Source organism: Shewanella sp. GD04112 (assembly GCF_029835735.1).
In the GTDB taxonomy this organism is placed as follows: Bacteria; Pseudomonadota; Gammaproteobacteria; order Enterobacterales; family Shewanellaceae; genus Shewanella.
The window spans coordinates 3,117,317-3,139,666 of the sequence record NZ_JAOEAL010000001.1 but is presented as its reverse complement, the minus strand read 5'-3'; the positions used below and the strand labels follow the sequence as shown (position 1 = coordinate 3,139,666).

The following is a 22,350-nucleotide window of genomic DNA, read 5'->3' as shown; positions in this document are numbered from 1 at the left end:
GGCCTCAACCATATTCAGGTATGAGGCCTAAGCGGTTCGATGTATTAATGGTGAGGGCGCTATAGGTGCTTAGCTGGCGTCGAAGGGCAGGCTTTTTAAATCTACGCCGTCGGCGCTGACCACCAACACACTGCCTTGCTCGTACCAATCACCGACCACAATACGTTTGCAGCCATTATTTAACTCGTGAATGGCGGGTCTGTGGGTATGACCGTGGATCATCTGTTTGCAGTGAGTCTCGGCAAATAACGCATCCACCGCACTGGGTTCCACATCCATGATGACGTAGCTTTTTTGTTGATTGCTGCTCTGACTATTGCTGCGGATCTTATTGGCAATCGCCTGACGTTTTCTCTTCGGCAAACAGCTATAAAGCCAACGGGCGAAGGCAAAACTGCGTAGTTTGCGAAAGCGTTGGTAGGCTTTATCTAAGGTACACAGGCTATCGCCGTGTAAGATAACCGTGTTAACACCATAGAGATCTAAGCAAGTGACTTCGGGCAACATTTGCATACCCGCAGCATCGGCAAATTGCTTGCCTAACATAAAGTCACGATTACCATGAATAAAGTAGATGGGCAATTTTTGGGAGATTTGCTTGAGCTTGCGCGCTAATTCGAGGGCAAAAGGCGCGGCTAAATCGTCGCCGACCCATACTTCAAATAAATCCCCCAGAATATAGAGGGCATCGGCATCATCAAGTTCAGTATCGAGGAAACGATTAAAGGCTTGGGTGATATCGAGGCGATCGGCACTTAAGTGCAGATCGCCAATAAATAAGGTCCGCATCCTAGGGAATTAGGCCGCACTTACTTTTTCAATCACAACCGCTTCTAATGGCACATCTTGGTGCATGCCACGGTTACCAGTGCTGACAGCTTTGATTTTTTCAACGATGTCCATGCCTTCAACCACTTTACCAAATACGCAGTAACCCCAGCCTTGCATGCTTTCAGATTTGAAATCGAGGAAGGTGTTATCGTTTACGTTGATGAAGAACTGAGCCGTCGCTGAGTGTGGATCAGAAGTACGCGCCATCGCGATAGTACCGGTACGGTTTGATAAACCGTTGTTGGCTTCGTTTTTCACTGGCTCATGGCAACGTTTTTGGCTCATTTCAGTGGTGAAGCCACCACCTTGGATCATAAAGCCGTCAATTACACGGTGGAAAATGGTGCCGTCGAAGAAACCTTCGTCAACATATTTCATAAAGTTTGCCACGGTCAGCGGTGCTTTTTCGGCGTTCAGTTGCAGTTTAATGTCGCCAAAATTAGTGTGTAATGTGATCATGTTTTCATACTCTCAGTAAATAGTGGCGCGATTCTAACTTATCTCGGATTGCACGCAAAGTGCAGTATTCAAAACCCTCGTCAGCGTGGTAGACTGACCCCTTGATTTTACACTCGAATCTATCATTGAAGAGAATGCCGATGTTGAAGATTTACAACAGTATTACCCGCCAAAAACAGGAATTTAAGCCAATTACTCCCGGAAAAGTTGGGATGTATGTATGCGGAGTGACCGTATACGATCTGTGTCATATTGGCCATGGGCGTACTTTTGTTTCCTTCGATATGATCGTTCGCTACCTGCGTTACGCGGGTTATGAAGTGAATTTTCAACGTAACATCACCGATATTGATGACAAAATCATCAAACGCGCCAACGAAAATCAAGAAGATTGCAATACATTAACCGATCGCTTGATTGGTGAAATGCACAAGGATTTCGATGCGCTGAATATGATCCGTCCCGATTTCGAGCCTCGTGCAACTCTGCACATTGCCGAAATCATCGATATGGTTGAGCGCTTACTGGCCCGTGGTCATGCCTATGTGGCAGCCGATGGCGATGTGCTGTTCAGTGTGGCCTCATTCCCTGAGTACGGCCGTCTGTCCGGTCAGAACCTAGAGCAATTACAGGCGGGCGCACGGGTTGAGGTTGACGATAACAAGCAAAATCCAATGGATTTCGTGTTGTGGAAAATGTCTAAACCGGGCGAGCCAACATGGGAGTCGCCATGGGGACCGGGTCGTCCAGGCTGGCATATCGAATGTTCGGCAATGAACAGCAAGCACTTAGGTTTGCATTTCGATATTCACGGTGGCGGTTCAGATTTACAATTCCCTCACCATGAGAACGAAATTGCTCAGTCTTGCTGCGCCCATGATACGCCGTACGTGAATTACTGGATGCATACAGGCATGGTGATGGTTGACCGCGAGAAGATGTCAAAGTCTTTAGGTAACTTCTTCACTATTCGTGATGTATTAGGCCATTACGATCCTGAAACCGTGCGTTACTTCCTGCTTTCGGGTCACTATCGTAGCCAGATTAACTACTCAGAAGAAAACCTCAAGCAGGCACGTGCCGCCTTAGAGCGTTTATACACTGCGATTAAAGATGTTGACCTGACGGTAGCACCAGCACCAGCTGAAGAGTTTGTTGCTAAGTTTAAAGCGGCAATGGATGATGACTTTAATACGCCAGAAGCTTACTCAGTGCTGTTTGATATGGTACGTGAGATCAACCGCTTGAAAGCCACTGATATGGCGCAGGCTTCAGCTATGGCCGTTGCCATGAAGCAACTTGCCGATGTATTGGGATTATTGCATCAAGCGCCCGATGCCTTCTTTAAAGGCGAGGGGAGCGATGATGAAGTGGCAGAGATTGAAGCGCTGATCGTTGAGCGGAATCGTGCCCGCGCCGAAAAAGATTGGCCTGCGGCTGATGTTGCGCGTAATCGTTTAAATGAGCTTGGTGTAGTCTTAGAAGATGGTCCAAGCGGTACTACTTGGCGTAAGAAATAGGTTGGCGTAATAAATAATCCCATCGCTTAAGTTTGATTCGTATCGATAATAAAAAACCTGCCAATGGCAGGTTTTTTATGGTCTCACGTATTTGATTAAGCTCATGTTATTGCGTTACCGGCTACTGAGCTTAGATGGCTAAATCGCAGGTTTAAATGTTGCGATTTGCGCCATAACTTACGCCATGGCGAAGCATATTAGTCGTGATATTGCTCTGCCGCATACAGGGTATTTTCAAGTAAGCTGGCAATCGTCATAGGGCCGACACCACCAGGGACTGGGGTGATAAAGCTGGCGTTTTGCGCAGCGACATCATATTGCACGTCGCCCACTAAGGTGCCGTTTTCTAAGCGGTTAATACCCACATCGATAACAATGGCGCCCGGTTTAATCCATTCACCTGGGATAAAGCCAGGTTTACCCACGGCTACCACGACTAAATCGGCCTGACGGATTTTTTGTTCGAGATTTTTCGTAAAGCGATGACATGTGGTTGTGGTGCAGCCCGCAAGCAATAGCTCAAGTGTCATTGGGCGGCCGACAATGTTTGATGCGCCTACCACAACGGCATCTAATCCATAGGTATCGACACCCGTTGATTTGATTAAGGTCATGATCCCCATGGGGGTGCATGAACGTAATACGGGAATGCGCTGGGCTAAACGGCCAACGTTATAGGGGTGGAAACCGTCGACATCTTTATCGGGGCGAATACGCTCAATGACTTTAGAGTCTTCGATATGCGCAGGTAGAGGGAGCTGCACTAAGATACCGTCGATCGTCGGATCATCATTGAGTTCGTCGATAAGGGCTAATAATGCTTCTTCGGTATAACTGGTATCGAGATCGTAAGAGCGAGAAATAAATCCCACTTCTTCACAGGCTTTACGTTTACTACCAACATAAACCTGAGAAGCGGGGTCGGCTCCCACGAGAATGACGGCTAAACCTGGTACGCGTTGTCCTGCCTCTTTGCGGGCGGTTACTTTTTCGCGAAGTTGTGTGCGGATGGATTGAGCAATCGCCTTGCCGTCGATTATTTGGGCTGTCATGGGTGTAGGATATCCTTTATATGGGCGATGGTGAAAACTGTCGTTAACACAGAGAGTGGCAATCGCGGCTATTTTAACAGGGCGTTGCGGGTGTGTCATGGTGAAAGCCGCGGCAAAATGGATAAAAACAGGCGTATTCGCCTGATAATTCAGCATCTAGTTTGAATGCTTAAAAAAATCGTTGACGGGTGCAAAGTGAGGGGCTAAGATGCGCTCCGTTCTCAAGCAGATGTGCTCATTTGCTCTGAAAACAATGATTCTCGGTGATTAGCGCAGTCCGGTAGCGCATCTGGTTTGGGACCAGAGGGTCAGAGGTTCGAATCCTCTATCACCGACCACTTTAATATTATTGGCTCATGATTATTCAGTTAATTTGAGCGGGTAATAGCGGATAACCTAAGTCAGTTATCCCACGTAGGTTAGGATACAGCAGAGTCTGTAAACCATGCGCCCGTAGCTCAGTTGGATAGAGCATCCGCCTTCTAAGCGGATGGTCGCAGGTTCGAATCCTGCCGGGCGTGCCAGTTTCAGTGGTGATTGTAGCTCAGTTGGTAGAGTCCCGGATTGTGATTCCGGTTGTCGTGGGTTCGAGCCCCATCAGTCACCCCATTTTTAAGTACTTTGAGTACAAAATAAAAAAAGCGACCTCTGGTCGCTTTTTTTATACCCTAGATTCGGCCGTAGAGGCTCGACTCTGCACAAAACGGTGGCTATAATGTCGCGTCTTGATAGATATCAACTAACAGCGACCTGTGCCGAAAGCCAATAGTGGTGGGCATTGTAGTCAAATTTAATGATCAAGAAACGAATACCTGAATAGTTGATGACTCGACTATTACAAAGGACGTTAGACAAATTTCGAGGTAAAACAATGCAAGTTTCTGTTGAAGCAACCCAAGGCCTAGAGCGTCGCCTGACCATTTCTGTTCCTGCTGAACAAATTGAAAAACTGGTTAAAGACAGTTTACAACGTGAAGCTAAGCGTGCTCGTATCCCAGGTTTCCGTCCTGGCAAAGTGCCTGTTACTGTAATCAACAAACGTTATGGCGCCGCTATTCGTCAAGACATCACTGGTGAAGTGATGCAACGTAACTTTATCGAAGCGATCATCGCTGAGAAATTAAACCCAGCTGGCGCACCCACTTTCGTACCTGGTGCGACTGACGGTGAAAAATTCGAATTCGTAGCGACTTTCGAAATCTACCCAGAAGTTGAGCTGAAAGGTTTAGATGCAATCGAAGTAGAACAACCAAAAGCGTCTGTAACCGATGCTGACGTAGACAGCATGATCGAAACCTTACGTAAGCAACACGCGACTTTCGCCGCTGTTGAGCGTGAAGCGGCTGACGGCGACAAAGTGAAAATGAACTTTGTTGGTTCAGTTGACGGTGTTGAATTCGAAGGCGGTAAAGCTGATGATTTCGAACTGCAATTAGGCAGCGGCCGTATGATCCCAGGTTTCGAAGCGGGTATCTTAGGTCACAAAGCGGGTGAAGAATTCGTTATCGACGTGACTTTCCCAGAAGAATATCACGCTGAAAACTTAAAAGGTAAAGCAGCTAAGTTTGCTATCACTTTAACTGAAGTGTTAGCTGCTAACTTACCAGAAGTAAACGATGAGTTTGCAGCATTATTCGGAATCAGCGAAGGCGGCTTAGAAGCTCTGAAAACTGAAATCCGTAAAAACATGAACCGTGAACTTGAGCAAGCGTTAAAAGCAAACGTGAAAGAGCAAGTGATCACTGGTTTATTAGCCAACAACGACATCGAACTGCCAAAAGCACTGATCGATGGCGAAGTTAACGTACTGCGTCAACAAGCGATGCAACGTTTCGGCGGTCAAACGGCTAACATGCCAGAACTGCCAGCTGAATTATTCACAGAGCAAGCGGCTCGTCGCGTGAAAATCGGTCTGTTATTAGGCGAAGTTATCAAGACTAACGAGCTGAAAGCGGAAGATGAGCGTGTACAAGCGTTAATCGCTTCTATGGCTTCTGCTTACGAAGATCCAAGTGAAGTTGTTGCGTACTACAACAGCAACAAAGAGCTGATGCAAAACATGCGCAACGTTGCGCTTGAAGAGCAAGCTGTTGAAGCACTGCTGAAATCTGCCAAAGTGACCGAAAAAGAAGTCGCTTTTGAAGAATTTATGAACAAGGCTACAGGTCGCGCATAAGCTAAGCTTGACTTGATTGGCAGTTCGCCATTTATAATGGCTCGTATGAGGCTCCTCATGCGAGCCATTTTTATTTAGGGAAACGAATAATGCATAATGCGTCAGACATACAAAGTGCTTTAGTGCCTATGGTGATCGAACAGACGGCTAAGGGTGAACGCTCATTCGATATTTATTCTCGTCTGTTAAAAGAGCGGATTATCTTTTTAGTGGGTCAAGTTGAAGAGCATATGGCGAATCTGATTGTGGCGCAGTTGCTATTCCTCGAGTCAGAAAGCCCAGATAAAGATATCTTCTTATATATCAACTCACCCGGTGGCTCAGTCACTGCGGGTATGGCGATTTACGATACCATGCAGTTTATTAAGCCGAACGTCAGCACTGTGTGTATTGGTCAAGCGGCCAGCATGGGCGCGTTTTTATTAGCCGGTGGTGAAAAGGGCAAGCGTTTCTGCTTACCTAACTCTCGCGTGATGATCCACCAACCACTGGGGGGATTCCAAGGTCAGGCTTCTGATATCGCTATTCATGCCCAAGAGATCTTAGGCATCAAGCATAAACTGAACTTGATGTTGTCAGAGCACACTGGCCAGCCACTCGAAGTGATTGAACGTGATACCGATCGCGACAACTTCATGAGTGCGACTCAAGCTGTTGAATATGGTTTAGTTGACGCAGTGATGACTAAACGCGGCTGATTTTTACTTTTGACTGGGCTATGCTCTATTAAGCAAAGCCCAGTAAAGGGTTAGCAAGTTTAAGACAAGCAGTAGAGCAGACTGCAAATGAGGTAATTAATGGGCGACAACAAAAATAATGGTGACAGCGGTAAATTGCTGTACTGCTCTTTTTGCGGTAAGAGCCAGCATGAAGTCAGAAAACTGATTGCAGGCCCATCAGTATACGTATGCGACGAATGTGTTGAATTATGCAACGACATCATTCGTGAAGAGATTAAAGAAATCTCCCCTAAGCGTGATAATGATAAATTGCCAACGCCACATGAGTTGCGTGCGCATTTAGACGATTATGTGATTGGTCAGGACAGAGCCAAGAAAGTGCTGTCTGTTGCTGTATACAATCACTATAAGCGCCTGAGAAATTCTTCTCCTAAAGATGGCGTGGAATTAGGCAAGAGTAACATTCTGCTGATTGGTCCAACGGGCAGTGGTAAGACACTGCTGGCTGAAACGCTGGCGCGCTCATTGAATGTCCCATTTACTATGGCTGACGCCACCACCTTAACCGAAGCGGGTTATGTGGGTGAAGACGTTGAAAACATCATTCAAAAGCTGCTGCAAAAGTGCGATTACGATGTTGAAAAAGCACAGCGCGGTATCGTCTATATCGACGAAATCGACAAGATCAGCCGTAAATCGGATAACCCATCAATTACCCGTGACGTATCGGGTGAAGGCGTGCAGCAAGCGCTGTTGAAACTTATCGAAGGTACGGTTGCCGCGGTTCCGCCTCAAGGTGGCCGTAAGCATCCACAGCAAGAGTTCTTACAGGTAGATACCTCTAAGATCCTGTTTATCTGTGGTGGTGCTTTTGCTGGCCTTGAAAAAGTGATTGAACAGCGTGCTCATGTCGGTTCAGGTATCGGTTTCGGTGCGCAGGTCAAGGGTGAGAAAGATAAGGCAACAATTTCGCAAACCTTATCTCAAGTCGAACCCGAGGACTTAGTCAAATATGGCTTGATCCCTGAGTTTATCGGCCGTCTACCCGTTGTTGCGACGCTGACGGAGCTGGACGAAGAGGCACTAGTGCAAATTCTTTCTGAGCCTAAAAACGCGCTGACAAAACAATACAACGCGCTGTTTGAGATGGAAGGGGTTGAGCTAGAGTTCCGCGAAGATGCGCTCAAAGCGATTGCACATAAAGCCATGTCACGCAAAACCGGTGCCCGTGGTCTACGTTCAATCGTTGAAGGTATCTTACTCGATACTATGTACGATATTCCTTCGATTGAGGGCGTGGTGAAGGCGGTTGTCGATGAATCTGTGGTGAATGGTGAATCTGCACCAATCCTGATTTACGAGCGCAACGAAGCGCAAGCTGCCTCTGGCGAGCAATAATTGTACTGATTGCTAATAATCTGAAAATCAAGGAGTCCATCGGGCTCCTTTTTTTATTTTGCCCATTGAAACCCACTAAAGCGCCCCAATATACTCCTTAACTAATCCCTTTCATCTAAACGGAATCGAACTATGACCTTAGAGCGTGAAGCGCATATCGAACTCCCCGTGCTACCACTGAGAGATGTGGTGGTCTATCCCCATATGGTAATTCCGTTGTTCGTTGGCCGAGAAAAATCGATTCGTTGTCTCGAAACGGCAATGGCCCAAGATAAGCAAATTATTTTAGTCGCTCAGCGTGACGCTGAGTTAGACGAGCCGACCAAAGAGGATATCTTTGAAGTCGGTACAGTGGCGTCTATTCTGCAACTGCTTAAACTGCCTGACGGTACGGTAAAAGTACTGGTCGAAGGTGGTCGCCGCGCCCGTATTACCCGTTATACCCAAGAAGCGGATTTCTTTGTGGCTAAGGCGGAATATCTTGAGTCTGAGCCTTTAGAAGATAAAGAAGAGGAAGTCTTGGTTCGCAGCGCGATTGGCCAGTTTGAAGGCTATATCAAGCTCAACAAGAAGATCCCGCCTGAAGTCTTAACCTCGCTCTCGGGCATCGATGAAGCGGCGCGCCTTGCCGATACTATGGCGGCCCACATGCCACTCAAGCTTGAGGACAAACAGTCCGTGCTGGAGATGACTAACGTCGGTGAGCGTCTGGAATATTTAATGGCGATGATGGAGTCGGAAATTGACCTGCTACAGGTCGAGAAACGTATCCGTACCCGCGTTAAAAAACAGATGGAAAAGAGCCAGCGTGAGTATTATCTGAACGAGCAGATGAAAGCCATCCAAAAAGAATTGGGTGACTTAGACGAAGGCCACGACGAGTTTGAAGTCTTAAATCGTAAGATTGAAGAAGCCAACATGCCAAGTGATGCCAAAGAGAAGGCCGTCGCTGAGCTCAATAAATTACGCATGATGTCACCTATGTCTGCCGAAGCGACAGTGGTTCGCAGCTACGTGGATTGGATGACCTCAGTGCCTTGGAGCCAACGTTCTAAAATCAAACGCGATTTAGCCAAAGCTCAAGAAGTACTGGATACCGACCACTATGGTCTGGAAAAGGTCAAAGACCGTATTCTGGAATACTTGGCAGTGCAGAGCCGTGTGCGTCAACTTAAAGGGCCTATCCTGTGCTTGGTAGGCCCACCAGGGGTAGGTAAAACCTCATTAGGTCAATCGATTGCGAAAGCAACCGGTCGTAAGTATGTGCGTGTTGCCTTAGGCGGCGTGCGTGATGAAGCGGAAATCCGTGGTCATCGCCGTACTTACATTGGCTCAATGCCGGGTAAAGTTATTCAGAAGATGGCGAAAGTGGGCGTGAAAAACCCCTTATTCCTGCTCGATGAAATCGACAAAATGAGCTCGGATATGCGTGGCGACCCAGCGTCAGCACTGTTAGAGGTGCTTGATCCTGAACAAAACGCGACCTTTAACGACCATTACCTTGAAGTCGACTACGACTTATCCGATGTGATGTTCGTGGCGACTTCGAACTCGATGAATATTCCAGGCCCGCTTCTGGACCGTATGGAAGTCATTCGCCTGTCGGGTTACACCGAAGATGAGAAGCTCAATATTGCTAAGCAGCATTTATTGACTAAGCAAATCGAGCGTAACGGTCTTAAAGCGAACGAAATTCATATCGAAGACAGTGCAATAGTCGGCATCATCCGCTACTACACCCGTGAAGCTGGTGTGCGTGCACTAGAGCGTGAATTGTCGAAGATCTGCCGCAAGGTCGTGAAAATGATCCTGCTGGATAAATCCATCAAGTCAGTCACTGTGACCGCGGACAATCTCAAGTCTTTCCTCGGTGTGCAACGTTTTGACTATGGTAAGGCGGAGTCGAACAACCAAATCGGTCAAGTCACAGGTTTGGCGTGGACCGAAGTGGGTGGCGATCTGCTCACCATTGAAGCGACCTCAGTGCCAGGCAAAGGCAAGTTGACCTATACAGGCTCACTTGGCGATGTGATGCAAGAGTCGATTCAAGCGGCAATGACGGTCGTACGTGCCCGTGCGGAACAATTAGGTATCAACGGCGACTTTTATGAGAAGCGTGATATCCATGTTCACGTGCCAGAAGGGGCGACGCCAAAAGATGGTCCATCTGCGGGCGCGGCAATGTGTACTGCATTAGTGTCTAGCTTAACGGGTAACCCTGTGCGCGCCGATGTGGCTATGACGGGTGAAATTACCTTACGCGGAGAAGTGTTACCTATTGGTGGTTTAAAAGAAAAACTGCTTGCGGCACACCGTGGTGGCATTAAATTGGTACTTATTCCAAAAGAAAACGAGCGTGATCTGGAAGAAATTCCTGCCAATGTGATTGCCGATTTGGAAATTCGTCCCGTGCGTTGGGTCGACGAAGTGTTAAAACTGGCGCTGGAAAGACCGGTTGAAGGCTTCGAAGTGGTTAAAAACTTGGCATAACGCAAGAAAATGCGCTATCACGCTAAAAAAAATGAAAAAAGGGGCTTAACAAAGCGCAGACCTGTGGTAGCCTAGGTCTGTGGAGAGTCGGTTGCTCCAAGCCCTTGGCGCAACTGGCTTTGAGCTGTATCCAGTTTTATTTCTTTGGTTTTCGAACTCAGCTTGAACTTTGAATTCAAGCTTGTTATAAAAGCCTCCGCAGACCGCTCTAGAGACGGATTTGGTTGCGGCGCAAAAAAATTACATTCAAGGGGATGACATGAACAAATCTGAACTAATCGAGAAAATCGCTTCTGGTGCTGACATTTCTAAAGCCGCTGCTGGCCGTGCACTGGATTCTTTTATCGCTGCTGTGACCGAAGGTCTGAAAGAAGGCGATAAAATTTCTCTTGTTGGTTTTGGTACTTTTGAAGTGCGTGAACGTGCTGAGCGTACTGGTCGCAACCCACAAACGGGTCAAGAAATCAAAATCGCAGCAGCAAAAATTCCAGCATTCAAAGCTGGTAAAGCTCTGAAAGACGCTGTCAATTAATTTTTGATATCGTAGCCTTTGTAAGGCGTTCGTAATGATAAGCACTGTTTAAACAGTGCTTTTTACGAATTGAAAGTAATGGATTTTGAAGCACAATTTCTACCATTACTCGGGGTTTTAGCACTTACCAGTGGTAGCGTCTGAATAATCCCCATAAATTACAGAAAGGCGCATCTCAAATTGATGCGCCTTTTTATTTTGTTAATCGCAACGAGCGAGAAATCTGATGTTAGAAAAGATCCGCGACGGTTCGCAAGGCGTGATTGCTAAAGGCATTCTCGTACTTGTGATTTTATCTTTTGCATTTGCAGGCGTGAGTAGCTATTTAGGCTCACAATCGGACGTCCCTGCCGCAGAAGTCAACGGTGACAAAATCACTAAAGCCGAGTTAGAGCAGGCCTATCAGAGCGAACGCGCTCGTATGGAGCAACAACTGGGCGAAATGTTTGCTGCGTTATCTGCCGACGAAAGATACCTAGAAAGCATCAAGCAGAGCGTACTCGAACGTTTAGTGGCCGATAAATTGATTGACCAAGCTGCCGCCGCTATGGGGCTACGTGTGTCTGACGAACAAATTATCACGGCGATTAAATCAGAACCCGCTTTCCAAACCGATGGCAAATTCGATAACGACCGTTATCAGGCGATTTTGCGTCAGTTAGGCTATCAGCCACAAACCTTCAGAAGCATGATGCGTGTCGATATGACTCGTCGTCAGTTAACTGCAGCGTTAGTGGGCACTGAATTCGTATTACCAGGTGAAGCTAAGCAATTAGCTGAGCTGCAAGGTCAAACTCGCGACATTCGCTACTTAGTCGTGGATTCTGCGCCATTCCTTGCTAATGCCTCTGTGACAGACGAGCAAGTTAAAAACTACTACGACACCAACCAAGGCCAGTTTATGAGCCCTGAGAAGGTGAGCTTAGAGTATGTTGAGTTAAACGCGGCTGATTTTGCTAAAGACAGCAAAGTGACCGATGAAGAAGCTCAGGCTTACTACGATGAACACAAGACGCAATATGTGTCTAACGAGAAACGTTTAGCGGCGCACATTCTGATTGGCCCAGGCAGCGATGAAGCGGCGGCGAAAGCCAAGGCTGAAGATTTAGCTAAGCAGTTAGATAACGGTGCTGATTTTGCCGAGTTAGCCAAAGCCAATTCTGAAGATACCTTAAGTGCGGAGCAGGGCGGTAAATTAGACTGGTTTGAACCCGGAGTAATGGACCCAAGCTTTGATACCGCACTGTTTGCACTGCAAAAAGGTCAGCATTCAGCAGTCGTGAAAACGGATTTTGGTTTCCACATCATCAAATTGTTAGACGTTCAGCCTGGTACAACTGTGCCATTTGCCGATGTCAAAACGAAGATTGTGGCTCAGTTGCAAGAGAAAAAAGCGGTCGATCAATTCTATAGCTTGCAAAGTAAACTGGCTGATACCAGCTACGAAGTGCCTGATACCTTAGCCGAAACCGCGAAAGTGGTGGGCGTTGAGATTAAGACTACGCCAATGTTCTCACGTGATGATGTGCCAGCGGCATTGAACAAGCCTGACGTAGTTAAAGCGGCATTCTCTGACACGGTTTTACGCCAAGGCTTAAACAGTGAAGTCATTGAACTTGAGCCAAATCATGTTGTGGTTATCCGTATGAAGGAACATCACGATGCGGGCACTATGCCATTAGCCGAAGTGAAGGCCGATATCGCTGAGCGTTTGAAGCAAGATCAAGCGAACGAAGCGGCACGTGCTAAAGCGCAAGAGCTGATGACCCAAGTTAAAGCGGGTGCGACTGATGTGACTTTAACTGCTAAGACTAAACTGGGCCGTGGCGCACAAGACGTTGACGCAGCCATTGTCGGCAAAGCCTTTCAAATGCCAACGCCGAGTGCTGCACCAGTAGTTGACACTGTTGGTTTGGCCAATGGCTACGCTGTGATTGCACTGGATAAAGTGAATGCGGCAGAGTCAGTTAGCGATGAGTTAGTCAATGCGCTGAAACAACGCTTAAATGCACAATACAGCGAAGCGGATTACCGTGGTCTGATTGAGTCACTGAAAGCGAATGCGAAAGTTCATTATCCTGTAGAAGGTTAATGGCAATAAGGGATAACTGAGCTTATCCCTTATTTTTGCGAAGCAATAACTGCTTTCGCGATGCAAATAGAAAAGGCCAAGTGTTTACTTGGCCTTTTTGTTTGTCTTGATACCGCGTTATCAAATGATAAGTGTGCTATTTCAGCCGCTTAATCATCCACGCCAATCATCACGCTGCTGGCTTTAATGAGTGCGTAAGCCGAATCACCCACCTTCAAGTTTAAACGCTCACAGGATGCTTTAGTGACGACAGAGGTTAACACTACGCCCGGTGCCAGTTCGATAGTGACTTCGTTGTTTACAGAGCCAATTTCGATAGCGGTAATAGTGCCACTCAGGGTATTACGTGCACTGATTTTCATTCTTTGTCCTTAGTTTGTGTCGAATGGTCATGCTAGTTTAGCCTATCGTACGGCATTTGCGGCAAATAAAAACGCCACCCGAGGGTGGCGTTTTATCGTGATTATTCAATCTATTCGATTACAGCTCGATCACATCGAACTCAACGTATGGATTCACATCTGCATCGTAGTCGATACCTTCGATGCCAAAGCCGAACAGTTTGATAAACTCGGCTTTATATTCTTGATAATCGGTCAGCTCTGACAGATTTTCAGTGGTCACTTGTGGCCACAGATCACGGCAATGCTGCTGGATATCTTCGCGCAGTTCCCAATCGTCTAAACGCAGACGGTTGTCGCTGTCGGTTTCTGGTTTTGCACCATCGGCACGGAACAGACGCTCGCTGAACATGCGATAGATTTGCTCCATACAGCCTTCGTGCAGGCCTTCTTGGCGCATCTTCTTAAATACCATCGCAATATACAGTGGCATCACAGGGATGGCAGAGCTGGCTTGAGTCACAACGCTCTTTAGCACGGCAACGTTAGCGCTACCGCCTTTGGCCGCGAGTTTATCATTTAGGGCTTTAGCCGCGCGGTCTAAGTCCATCTTGGCTTGACCTAATGCGCCGTGCCAGTAGATTGGCCAGGTTAACTCAGTACCGATATAGCTGTAGGCTACGGTTTTGCAGTTATCGCTTAATACACCAGCCTCGGCAAGTGCGTTAATCCACAGTTCCCAATCTTGACCGCCCATCACAGTGACAGTATCGGCAATTTCTTGCTCAGTCGCAGGCTCAACGGTGGCTTCGATAATGCAGTCTTTGTTGGTATCAACGGCGGTCGCTGTATACACTTCACCGATTGGCTTGAGCGCAGAACGCACTAGCTCACCTGAGTCTGGCAGTTTGCGTACGGGTGATGCTAATGAATAGACCACCATGTCGACTTGACCTAAATCTTGCTTGATAAGCTCGATAACTTTTTGCTTAGCTTCATGGCTGAAGGCATCGCAGTTGATGCTCTTAGAGTACAAACCTTCAGCTTTGGCAAACTTGTCGAAAGCGGCAGAGTTGTACCAGCCCGCGGTACCAGGTTTGGCTTCAGTACCCGGCTTTTCGAAGAACACGCCAATAGTTGCAGCATCGCTACCGAAGGCGGCGGCAATGCGTGAAGACAAGCCATAGCCACTTGATGAACCAACAACAAGTACCTTCTTTGGACCGTTGGCGATTTTGCCTTTGGCTTTGGTTAAAGCAATTTGTTCTTGAACGTTAGCTTCACAACCAACGGGATGAGTTGTGGTACAAATGAATCCACGAATTTTGGGTTTGATAATCATGTTTAAGCTTCTTCTATCAAAATGACCAATAGGATAAATACTTCGGCGGCTAAATGGCATCTATTTTTAGCCAATTCGCCTGAATATTTAAGTGGTTGGAGCAGTTTAACGCTTATGAACAAACAGGCTCTGCTCCTGAATCAGCCTTTGGGTATATTCGTGCTGAGGCGAATTAAATATCTGTTCTGTTGGGGCTTTCTCAACCATCACGCCTTTGTGCAACACCATAATTTTATCGCTGACATGGCGAATAATATTCAGGTTATGGGACACGAAGATATAGGACAAGCCTAAGTCCTTCTGCAGTTTAAGCAGCAGATTAAGGATCTGTGAGCGTACCGAGAGATCCAAGGCAGTTAAGGCCTCGTCGGCGATGATGATTTTTGGATTGAGCATCAGTGCCCGAGCCACCGCAACCCGTTGTTTTTGACCCTCGGAAATCATATGGGGATAAAAATCCGCATGCTCGGGTAATAAACCGACCTTCCTTAAGGTATCAATCACTTGGCCATTACGCTCCTTGGCGGATAGCTCAGTGTTAAAGCGCAGCGGTTCATCCAGTAATTGGCCAATGGTGAGCCTTGGGTTGAGTGAGGTATTGGGATCTTGGAAAATCATCCGAATAAGGCGACAGCGCTGCTTAATATTGCGGCTGTCGAGGGCCTCGCCCTCAAAGTAAATTTCACCGCCACTGCGGGGTTCTGCGCCTACCAAAATACGCGCTAAAGTACTCTTACCTGAACCCGCTTCACCCACGATAGCTAAGGTTTCGCCGCGGTTTAATTCAAATGAAACCGGTGCTAAGGCATCGTTATATTGGCGAGTAAAGCCTTTATAGCCGGTATCGTACCTCTTAAAGAGATCGTTAACTTTAAGCAGTGGGGTCGTCATTTGTCGTTTCACCGTGGTAAGGGAAATGGCAGGCAAAGTAGCGGTCGCGTAAATGACTCAAACTTGGCTGATTAACGCATTTCTTTTGTGCCTCAGGGCATCTTGGCCCTAGGCGACAACCAATGGGCAGATGCTGCAGGGCGGGGGCCGAGCCTGGTAGGGTCGGCATAATGGCCTTGTGCGCCTCTATCCCCGAGTAATCCGGCATATTATCCAAGAGTGCCTTAGTGTAAGGATGATAGGGCTGATTGATCAGTTCTTCCGTTGGGCCTGATTCCATCACTTGACCGCAATAGAGCACGGATAGGTGATCGCACCATTGTGCTAGCGTTTCAAGCTCGTGGCTGATGATTAAAATCGACACGTTTTGTAGCTGGTTAAGCTGTGAGAGTAGGCGGAAAATCTGTGCCTGAGTGCTCAGCTCCATCGAGTTTGTCGGTTCGTCGGCGATCAATAATCGCGGTTGGTTGGCAATTGCCATCGCGATCATCACTTTTTGGCATTCGCCTTCCGAAAGCTCCCAAGCATAGCTGGACATGACTTTTTGTGGATTCTTAATCCCGACCTTATGCAGCCATTTTTGCGCTGTCTGTTTGGCATGTTTGTGCTTTTGCCAAAAGTAAGCCTTAGGATTCTTAGGCATAGCCTGCATCAGTTGACTACCCACGGTTTGCGAAGGGTCAAGGCTGCCAGACGGGTCTTGGAAGATCATCGCCATATCTGAACCCATCAGATTACGGCGCTCCTTCGAGGTCATGGCCATCAGATTATTACCATCCCACATCATGCGGTCGGCGGTAATGGTCCAATTGGGGCCTGGGATCCCAAGAATGGCTCTGGCGAGCAGACTACGGCCCGAGCCTGATTCTCCTACGAGACCGTGGATTTCCCCCGCGTTCAGGGTCAAACTCACTTTCTCAAGGGCGCGGACTCTGCCGTGGGGCGTGTCGAGCTCAATGGTCAGGTTTCTAACGTCGAGTAATGGCATAGGTTAGTTTCTGATGGGCGCAAGCGCCGATCTCAAGCCATCGCCCACCAAGTTAATGGCGAGCACACTAAAAAGAATCGCCAGCCCTGGAATGGTTACAGTCCAAGGTGCGGTCAACAAATTATCCATACCTTGGGCGACCATTGCACCCCATTCAGGACTAGGAGCTTGGGCGCCAAGGCTTAAAAAGCCAAGGGCGGCAATATCTAAAATCGCGGCAGAAATGGCTAACGTGGTTTGAATAATCACTACTTCCCAGACGTTTGGCATGATCACATACCAAAAAATCTGCAGCGAATTAGCACCGTCTAAACGGGCGGCAGTCACATATTCTTTTTGTAGCTCTTCATGTACCGATTGATGAATGGAGCGAACGAACTGTGGCGTTAAGGCAATGCCCACAGCCCAGAAGACGTTTTCAAGCCCTGGCCCCATCACGGCAACCACTAAAATCGCCATTAATAGTGAAGGGATAGACAGCAATGCATCGAGCAAGTGCCCCAAAATACTGGACTTTAAGCCGCGCATCATGCCGGAGAGCGAGCCTATGATGAACCCCATAAACAATGCGGTGCCGACAATCATCAGCGCCATGCCGAAGGTTAAATGTGCTCCATGCAGCAAACGGCTAAAGATATCACGACCCAGATCGTCTGTGCCCAAAAAGTGCGCCACAGTGCCGGAAGGGTCCCAAGAGGGCGGTAACAGTAATGCCCGTGGATCCTGCGCCTCGGGGGAGAAGGGGGCAATCATAGGTCCGAACAGGGTGAGCAGCAGCAGAAAAGCAATGGTCCACAGACCCGCTAAGGCAAAGGGGTTTGCCGAAAAGTTCTGCCAGACCCGCATCATGGGCGAGGCAATTTGATCTTCCTGATAAATTTTAATTGGAGGCATAAAGATCTTTTCTGCTCAAGGGATTGAAGACGGTATGCAGCACTTCAATCAAAATACTTAAAAAGATGATCAACAAGGCCACGGCTAAAATCCCGCCTTGGATAACCGTATAATCCCGCTGATAAATACCCGACACCAACCAAGAACCCACACCCGGCCAAGAGAAAATCATTTCAACAACAATCGCATAGCTCGCAAATGCTCCGAGCATTAACCCCAAATGCTTTAATACTGGGATCAGCGCATTGGGTAAGGCGTGGCGCAAAATAATGGTATTGGTGTGCATGCCTCTGGCTTCGGCGGCGCGGATAAAGGTTTGGTTCATCACATTCATCATTGCCGAGCGAGTGCTGCGTACGACCACGGTAAAAGGTAGCACTGCGAGTGTGGTGGCGGGCAGTACGATATGCAATAAGGCATCTTTAAAGGCAGATATGCGATATTCAGAATCAGACAGCAAAATGTCGACCAACATAAATCCTGTAACGGGTTTTATCTCATATAAAAGATTGAGTTGCCCTGAAATGGGCAGCCAGCCTAAGTCGACACCAAACCAGAGTGACAAATACAAACCTAACCAGAATACAGGAACAGAATAGCCCGTCAGGGTAATCGCCATAATGGTATTTTGGGTGAGTTTATGCTGACTCTGGGAGGCCAACACGCCAAGCGGCACACCTAAACCAATGGCTATCACGGCCGCCATGACGGCGAGTTCGAAGGAGGCGGGTAGTACAGAGCTTAATTCTTCGGCCACGCTCTGGTGCGAGGTGACGGAAACGCCCAAATTGCCGCTCAGCCTTTGCTGTAAATAAGCAATAAACTGCATGGCTTTGTTGCTATCTAACTTATAGTCTTGCTCAATTTGCACCAGTTGGCTCTCTGATGGCGCATGGATCCCTGTTAGGGCGAAGGTGCGTTCAACCGGAAACAACCCAGTTGCATAAAACAACACGCCGACCATCACTAGCGAAGTGGCAAGAAACAGATTGAGGCGCCGTAACAGGTATCTGAACATCAGTGTGTCTCCTGCTCAGCTTGGCTGGTTCGGGCAAATGAGATGCCGCCAAAAGGGGTTAACTGCATATCATGGATATTGCTGCGAGTGAGTGCGACTCGCTTGGCGTGGGCCAGACTCAACATTGGCACTTGCTCGGCTAAGAAGGCCTCGGCCTCTTGGTAAATTTCCTTGCGCTCGGCCTGAGTCGAGACTTCCCTCGCTCTGTCTAGAATGGCATCAAACTCTTTATTGCACCAGCGAGAGCGGTTGTTGTTAGATTGCATCGCCGAGCAACTCAGCAACGGCGTAAAGAAGTTATCGGGGTCACTGTTATCGGCGTTCCAGCCGATGAGGACTGAGTCATATTCATCCCGGCTCAATCTTTGGCTAAAGACGCTCCAGTCGTAACTGATGATATTGACCTTTACACCGATATTGGCCAAGTCAGATTGAATTAACTCGGCGGTTTTCAACGCATTAGGGTTGTAAGCGCGGGCAACGGGCATGGCCCAAATATCGATGCTGAGATGTTTTATTCCCGCTTCTTTCAACAAATCGCGCGCTTTTTGTGGATTGTAATCTAACAGTTTTTTATTGCTGTCGTAGGCCCAAGACGCTGGCGGTAACACACCTATGGCTTCTATTGCGGTGTTTTGATACACGGCCCGTAAGATATTTTGCTTATCTACGGCATAGGCGAGGGCGCGGCGCACGCGTACATCATCTAAAGGAGGCTTTTGCGTGTTAAAGGCCCAAAAAGCTACGTTAAGACCGGGTTGAGACTCAATGCTCAGCTGTTCATGTTGTTTGATAACGGGCAACTCACCCGCTTTGGGCAGGGCCGATACGCTGCAATCACCGGCGATAAGTTTGGCCAGTCTGACAGTGCTTTTTGGGGTGATATCGTACACCAGCATATCGACTTTGGCGGGCTCGCCCCAAAAGTCGGGATTGCGTCGATAGCGAATATATTCGTTTTTGGCGTAATGCACTAAGGTAAAAGGCCCTGTGCCGATGGCAAAATGATCGAGATTTTCAGGATGCCCCAGTGCCAGTTGCTGATCGGCATATTCGCTCGAGAGGATAACGGCAAAGTCGGTGGCGAGATTCGATAAAAACGACGCATCTTTGCGCGCTAGCCGAAAGATAACCTCGTGGTCATTGATTTTTTCGACACTTTTAACTTGTTCTGAAAAGCCAATACTTTGGAAAAAGGGGTAACCGGTACGTGATACGCCATGGTAAGGGTGATGTTTGTCGATAATCCGATTGAAGGAAAACAGCACATCGTCGGCGTTAAAATCGCGACTAGGGGTAAAACGGGATGAATGTTGAAACTTAACATTTTCCCTGAGGGTAAAACGGTAACTTAAGCCATCGTCACTCTCGGCCCAACTGGTGGCCAGCGCGGGTACGAGCTGGCCTGAGAGCGCGTCATAGTCCACTAAGCGGCTATAAATTTGATGTGAGGTCGCGTCGATAGTGGTGCCTGATGTCACCAACTGCGGATTAAAAGACTCGGGATTCCCTTCGGAACAATAGACCAAACCAGAAGGGAGTCGTTGGGGGCCACATGCAACCAACAACCCACTCATGCAGAAAACTGCAGTTGATAGGCACAGGCGTCTTATTAGCACACTCATTTATAAATCATTATTTTATCGACTATGAACGGCTATTTTAGCAGTGCATCTTGCCCGTGGGCAATCTGCTTATGCTTTATCGAGCAAATTGTACTTTTTCAGAATGCCGCGCAGCTGGTGATAGCTTAAACCAAGGATTTCAGCCGTCTTCTTTTGATTGTACTGACTGGCCGATAAGGCTTGTTGGATGAGTTCCATCTCATAACGCTCGGTTTGCTCTTTAAAGTCCAAGGGAAAACTAAATGGGTTGCTGATGGACTCTGCAATGACGGCCGTGTCGGTATCGGTTTTGGCCGATGTGACCACTGGCGCGCTCTGCGGCGCTTCAGGTGCCGTGATTTGACGCTCGCGGGTACGCACTCGCGTGGTTGGGCGATAGGGGGATGCAAAAGGGTCGAGAATAATCTGTTCAATAGGGCGGTTTTCGCCGCTGCTGCGATACACACTGCGCTCGACCACGTTTTTAAGTTCACGGATATTCCCCGGCCAGTCATGACTCATCAGCTGTTCGACCGCGCTGGCACTGAAGCCACTGAAGAGTTCCAGCTTAAGTTGCCGCGCCATGCCCACGGCAAAGTATTCGGCTAAGGTCATGATATCTTCGGGGCGACAACGCAGCGGCGGCAAAGTGATCACATCGAACGCCAGACGGTCGAGCAAGTCGGCCCTAAATTCGCCGGCGTCGGCCAGTGAGGGTAAATCTTCGTTCGCGGCGCAAATCAGGCGCACATCCGCTTGAATAGTTTTACTGCCGCCGACCCGTTCAAACTCACCATATTCGATGACCCGCAGCAGTTTTTCTTGGATTAATCCCGAGGTGTTGGCTAGCTCATCGAGGAATAGGGTGCCGCCGTCGGCGCGCTCAAAACGGCCTTCGTGTTTACCTTTGGCGCCAGTAAAGGCACCTGACTCATGGCCGAATAATTCACTTTCGAGCAAATTTTCACTCAAAGATGAACAATTTAGTTTAATAAAACTTTGATCCCAGCGTTTAGACAGATAATGTAAGCGTTCAGCAATCAGCTCTTTCCCCGTACCCCGTTCACCAATGATGAGCACAGGTTTAGAGAGTGGCGCAATCTGTGACACATGCTCTAACACTTCGAGTAGGGCGTTCGATTGGCCGATGAGGTTGTCTTGCTGAAATTTATTATCCACGATATTTTTTAGTCTTTCGCGCTAAATTTTGGTGAAAATGATAATAAGTGGCTTGAGCCATAAAATAAAGAAAAAGTTAAAAATATGTTTATCTTTATGAATTTAAACATAAAATAAAAGTTGGCACACTTAGTGTATTACCCTAGGCGAGACCAACATCAATTTGAGGATAGCATTATGGGAATTTTCTCTCGTTTCGCCGATATCATTAACTCCAATATCAGCGCATTACTCGATAAAGCAGAAGACCCTGAAAAAATGGTTCGTCTGATTATCCAAGAGATGGAAGATACACTGGTAGAAGTTCGTTCAACATCAGCAAAAGTGTTAGCTGAAAAGAAAGAATTAATCCGCCGTATCAGCCGTGTTGAAGAACAAGTTCAAGATTGGCAAGACAAAGCAGAGCTGGCACTGTCGAAGGATCGCGAAGATTTAGCCAAGGCCGCTTTAGTTGAAAAACAAAAAGCCGCGGGTTTAGTGGATACCTTAAACCAAGAGTTGGCAGTGATCGATGAGCACATTGTGCGCTTAAAGGATGAAGTTAGCCTGCTGCAAGAAAAGTTGCTGGATGCTAAGGCGCGCCAAAAGACCATTATTTTGCGTAAACAAACCGCCTCATCACGTTTAGAAGTGAAGAAGCAGTTAGACTCAAGCAAAATCGACAACGCTATGCTGAAATTTGAGCAATATGAGCGTCGTGTAGAAGGGTTAGAAGCGCAGGTTGAATCCTACGATCTGGGAAATAAAAAGACATTAGCCGATGAGTTTGCCGCACTGGAAGCTGAAGATTCAGTGAATGCCGAGCTGGAAGCATTAAAGGCCAAAGTAAAAGGCAAAGCTGCGACTAAGTCAAAAGAATAACA

The 22,350-nt window shown here is 47.7% G+C and carries 19 protein-coding genes and 3 tRNA genes; 11 read left to right on the top strand and 11 right to left on the bottom strand.

The window, feature by feature from the left end:
* Positions 1-69: 69 nt before the first annotated feature.
* Together N7386_RS13990 and N7386_RS13985 are read right to left on the bottom strand one after the other, a co-directional pair.
* Positions 70-789, bottom strand: a complete 720-nt coding sequence (locus N7386_RS13990; RefSeq protein ID WP_086902558.1) for a UDP-2,3-diacylglucosamine diphosphatase — start codon at positions 787-789, stop codon at positions 70-72.
* Between the two features lie 9 nt (positions 790-798).
* Positions 799-1,290, bottom strand: coding sequence for a peptidylprolyl isomerase (locus N7386_RS13985; protein ID WP_086902559.1), 492 nt, complete (start codon positions 1,288-1,290; stop codon positions 799-801).
* 140 nt (positions 1,291-1,430) lie between these two features.
* Here N7386_RS13985 and cysS point away from each other — a divergent pair, with 140 nt between their 5' ends.
* Positions 1,431-2,810, top strand: coding sequence for a cysteine--tRNA ligase (gene cysS / locus N7386_RS13980; protein ID WP_279769129.1), 1,380 nt, complete (start codon positions 1,431-1,433; stop codon positions 2,808-2,810).
* Between the two features lie 197 nt (positions 2,811-3,007).
* On the opposite strand, the gene folD is transcribed toward cysS, so the two are convergent.
* On the bottom strand, positions 3,008-3,862 hold the full coding sequence (gene folD / locus N7386_RS13975; protein ID WP_011623249.1) for a bifunctional methylenetetrahydrofolate dehydrogenase/methenyltetrahydrofolate cyclohydrolase FolD: 855 nt from the start codon (positions 3,860-3,862) through the stop codon (positions 3,008-3,010).
* A gap of 261 nt (positions 3,863-4,123) precedes the next feature.
* Here folD and N7386_RS13970 point away from each other — a divergent pair.
* The 9 genes from N7386_RS13970 to ppiD all read left to right on the top strand — a co-directional run bounded on the left by N7386_RS13970 (position 4,124) and on the right by ppiD (position 13,230).
* Positions 4,124-4,200 (top strand) — tRNA-Pro (locus tag N7386_RS13970).
* Between the two features lie 109 nt (positions 4,201-4,309).
* Positions 4,310-4,386 (top strand) — tRNA-Arg (locus tag N7386_RS13965).
* Between the two features lie 9 nt (positions 4,387-4,395).
* Positions 4,396-4,471 (top strand) — tRNA-His (locus tag N7386_RS13960).
* A gap of 262 nt (positions 4,472-4,733) precedes the next feature.
* Entirely contained in the window at positions 4,734-6,038 is a 1,305-nt protein-coding gene (gene tig, locus N7386_RS13955) for a trigger factor (protein ID WP_086902561.1), read from the top strand.
* 89 nt (positions 6,039-6,127) lie between these two features.
* Positions 6,128-6,736, top strand: a complete 609-nt coding sequence (clpP, locus tag N7386_RS13950) for an ATP-dependent Clp endopeptidase proteolytic subunit ClpP (RefSeq protein WP_011717550.1) — start codon at positions 6,128-6,130, stop codon at positions 6,734-6,736.
* Between the two features lie 99 nt (positions 6,737-6,835).
* Entirely contained in the window at positions 6,836-8,116 is a 1,281-nt protein-coding gene (gene clpX, locus N7386_RS13945; RefSeq protein ID WP_011717549.1) for an ATP-dependent protease ATP-binding subunit ClpX, read from the top strand.
* Positions 8,117-8,248: 132 nt separating this feature from the next.
* Positions 8,249-10,606, top strand: coding sequence for an endopeptidase La (gene lon, locus N7386_RS13940; protein ID WP_279769126.1), 2,358 nt, complete (start codon positions 8,249-8,251; stop codon positions 10,604-10,606).
* A gap of 259 nt (positions 10,607-10,865) precedes the next feature.
* Complete coding sequence (gene hupB / locus N7386_RS13935) at positions 10,866-11,138, top strand: nucleoid-associated protein HU-beta (RefSeq protein WP_011717547.1); 273 nt, start codon at positions 10,866-10,868, stop codon at positions 11,136-11,138.
* Positions 11,139-11,364: 226 nt separating this feature from the next.
* Positions 11,365-13,230: a peptidylprolyl isomerase gene (gene ppiD, locus N7386_RS13930; RefSeq protein WP_279769124.1), complete on the top strand. Its 1,866-nt coding sequence runs from the start codon at positions 11,365-11,367 to the stop codon at positions 13,228-13,230.
* Positions 13,231-13,379: 149 nt separating this feature from the next.
* Here ppiD and N7386_RS13925 read toward each other — a convergent pair whose 3' ends face one another.
* The 8 genes from N7386_RS13925 to pspF form a co-directional block, all read right to left on the bottom strand.
* The gene (locus tag N7386_RS13925; RefSeq protein WP_037417205.1) at positions 13,380-13,592 is read right to left on the bottom strand and encodes a molybdopterin-binding protein; all 213 of its coding nucleotides are present in this window, start codon (positions 13,590-13,592) and stop codon (positions 13,380-13,382) included.
* A gap of 118 nt (positions 13,593-13,710) precedes the next feature.
* Positions 13,711-14,913 (bottom strand): enoyl-ACP reductase FabV, encoded by a 1,203-nt coding sequence (gene fabV / locus N7386_RS13920; protein ID WP_011717544.1) that lies wholly within the window; start codon positions 14,911-14,913, stop codon positions 13,711-13,713.
* 105 nt (positions 14,914-15,018) lie between these two features.
* The gene (locus N7386_RS13915; RefSeq protein WP_011623242.1) at positions 15,019-15,804 is read right to left on the bottom strand and encodes an ATP-binding cassette domain-containing protein; all 786 of its coding nucleotides are present in this window, start codon (positions 15,802-15,804) and stop codon (positions 15,019-15,021) included.
* Positions 15,785-16,792, bottom strand: coding sequence for an oligopeptide/dipeptide ABC transporter ATP-binding protein (locus tag N7386_RS13910; protein ID WP_011623241.1), 1,008 nt, complete (start codon positions 16,790-16,792; stop codon positions 15,785-15,787). The genes N7386_RS13915 and N7386_RS13910 overlap by 20 nt, the downstream gene beginning before the upstream one ends.
* 3 nt (positions 16,793-16,795) lie before the next feature.
* Positions 16,796-17,686 (bottom strand): ABC transporter permease subunit, encoded by an 891-nt coding sequence (locus tag N7386_RS13905; protein WP_011623240.1) that lies wholly within the window; start codon positions 17,684-17,686, stop codon positions 16,796-16,798.
* Positions 17,673-18,704, bottom strand: coding sequence for an ABC transporter permease (locus tag N7386_RS13900; RefSeq protein WP_011623239.1), 1,032 nt, complete (start codon positions 18,702-18,704; stop codon positions 17,673-17,675). The genes N7386_RS13905 and N7386_RS13900 overlap by 14 nt, the downstream gene beginning before the upstream one ends.
* Positions 18,704-20,329, bottom strand: a complete 1,626-nt coding sequence (gene sapA, locus N7386_RS13895; protein ID WP_089067501.1) for an ABC transporter substrate-binding protein SapA — start codon at positions 20,327-20,329, stop codon at positions 18,704-18,706. The genes N7386_RS13900 and sapA overlap by 1 nt, the downstream gene beginning before the upstream one ends.
* A 69-nt stretch (positions 20,330-20,398) precedes the next feature.
* Positions 20,399-21,487: a phage shock protein operon transcriptional activator gene (gene pspF, locus N7386_RS13890; protein WP_279769120.1), complete on the bottom strand. Its 1,089-nt coding sequence runs from the start codon at positions 21,485-21,487 to the stop codon at positions 20,399-20,401.
* A gap of 177 nt (positions 21,488-21,664) precedes the next feature.
* Between pspF and pspA the strand changes: the two genes are divergently transcribed.
* Complete coding sequence (gene pspA, locus N7386_RS13885) at positions 21,665-22,348, top strand: phage shock protein PspA (RefSeq protein WP_011717539.1); 684 nt, start codon at positions 21,665-21,667, stop codon at positions 22,346-22,348.
* Positions 22,349-22,350: the final 2 nt, after the last annotated feature.

Excerpts from the sequence above, each read along its gene's own strand:
- fabV (WP_011717544.1), bottom strand. The coding sequence starts at position 14,913 with ATGATTATCAAACCCAAAATTCGTGGATTCATTTGTACCACAACTCAT.
- lon (WP_279769126.1), top strand. The coding sequence starts at position 8,249 with ATGACCTTAGAGCGTGAAGCGCATATCGAACTCCCCGTGCTACCACTG.
- N7386_RS13985 (WP_086902559.1), bottom strand. The coding sequence starts at position 1,290 with ATGATCACATTACACACTAATTTTGGCGACATTAAACTGCAACTGAAC.
- N7386_RS13910 (WP_011623241.1), bottom strand. The coding sequence starts at position 16,792 with ATGCCATTACTCGACGTTAGAAACCTGACCATTGAGCTCGACACGCCC.
- N7386_RS13915 (WP_011623242.1), bottom strand. The coding sequence starts at position 15,804 with ATGACGACCCCACTGCTTAAAGTTAACGATCTCTTTAAGAGGTACGAT.
- tig (WP_086902561.1), top strand. The coding sequence starts at position 4,734 with ATGCAAGTTTCTGTTGAAGCAACCCAAGGCCTAGAGCGTCGCCTGACC.
- ppiD (WP_279769124.1), top strand. The coding sequence starts at position 11,365 with ATGTTAGAAAAGATCCGCGACGGTTCGCAAGGCGTGATTGCTAAAGGC.
- folD (WP_011623249.1), bottom strand. The coding sequence starts at position 3,862 with ATGACAGCCCAAATAATCGACGGCAAGGCGATTGCTCAATCCATCCGC.
- cysS (WP_279769129.1), top strand. The coding sequence starts at position 1,431 with ATGTTGAAGATTTACAACAGTATTACCCGCCAAAAACAGGAATTTAAG.
- N7386_RS13990 (WP_086902558.1), bottom strand. The coding sequence starts at position 789 with ATGCGGACCTTATTTATTGGCGATCTGCACTTAAGTGCCGATCGCCTC.
- clpX (WP_011717549.1), top strand. The coding sequence starts at position 6,836 with ATGGGCGACAACAAAAATAATGGTGACAGCGGTAAATTGCTGTACTGC.
- clpP (WP_011717550.1), top strand. The coding sequence starts at position 6,128 with ATGCATAATGCGTCAGACATACAAAGTGCTTTAGTGCCTATGGTGATC.
- N7386_RS13925 (WP_037417205.1), bottom strand. The coding sequence starts at position 13,592 with ATGAAAATCAGTGCACGTAATACCCTGAGTGGCACTATTACCGCTATC.
- N7386_RS13905 (WP_011623240.1), bottom strand. The coding sequence starts at position 17,686 with ATGCCTCCAATTAAAATTTATCAGGAAGATCAAATTGCCTCGCCCATG.
- pspA (WP_011717539.1), top strand. The coding sequence starts at position 21,665 with ATGGGAATTTTCTCTCGTTTCGCCGATATCATTAACTCCAATATCAGC.
- sapA (WP_089067501.1), bottom strand. The coding sequence starts at position 20,329 with ATGAGTGTGCTAATAAGACGCCTGTGCCTATCAACTGCAGTTTTCTGC.
- hupB (WP_011717547.1), top strand. The coding sequence starts at position 10,866 with ATGAACAAATCTGAACTAATCGAGAAAATCGCTTCTGGTGCTGACATT.
- N7386_RS13900 (WP_011623239.1), bottom strand. The coding sequence starts at position 18,704 with ATGTTCAGATACCTGTTACGGCGCCTCAATCTGTTTCTTGCCACTTCG.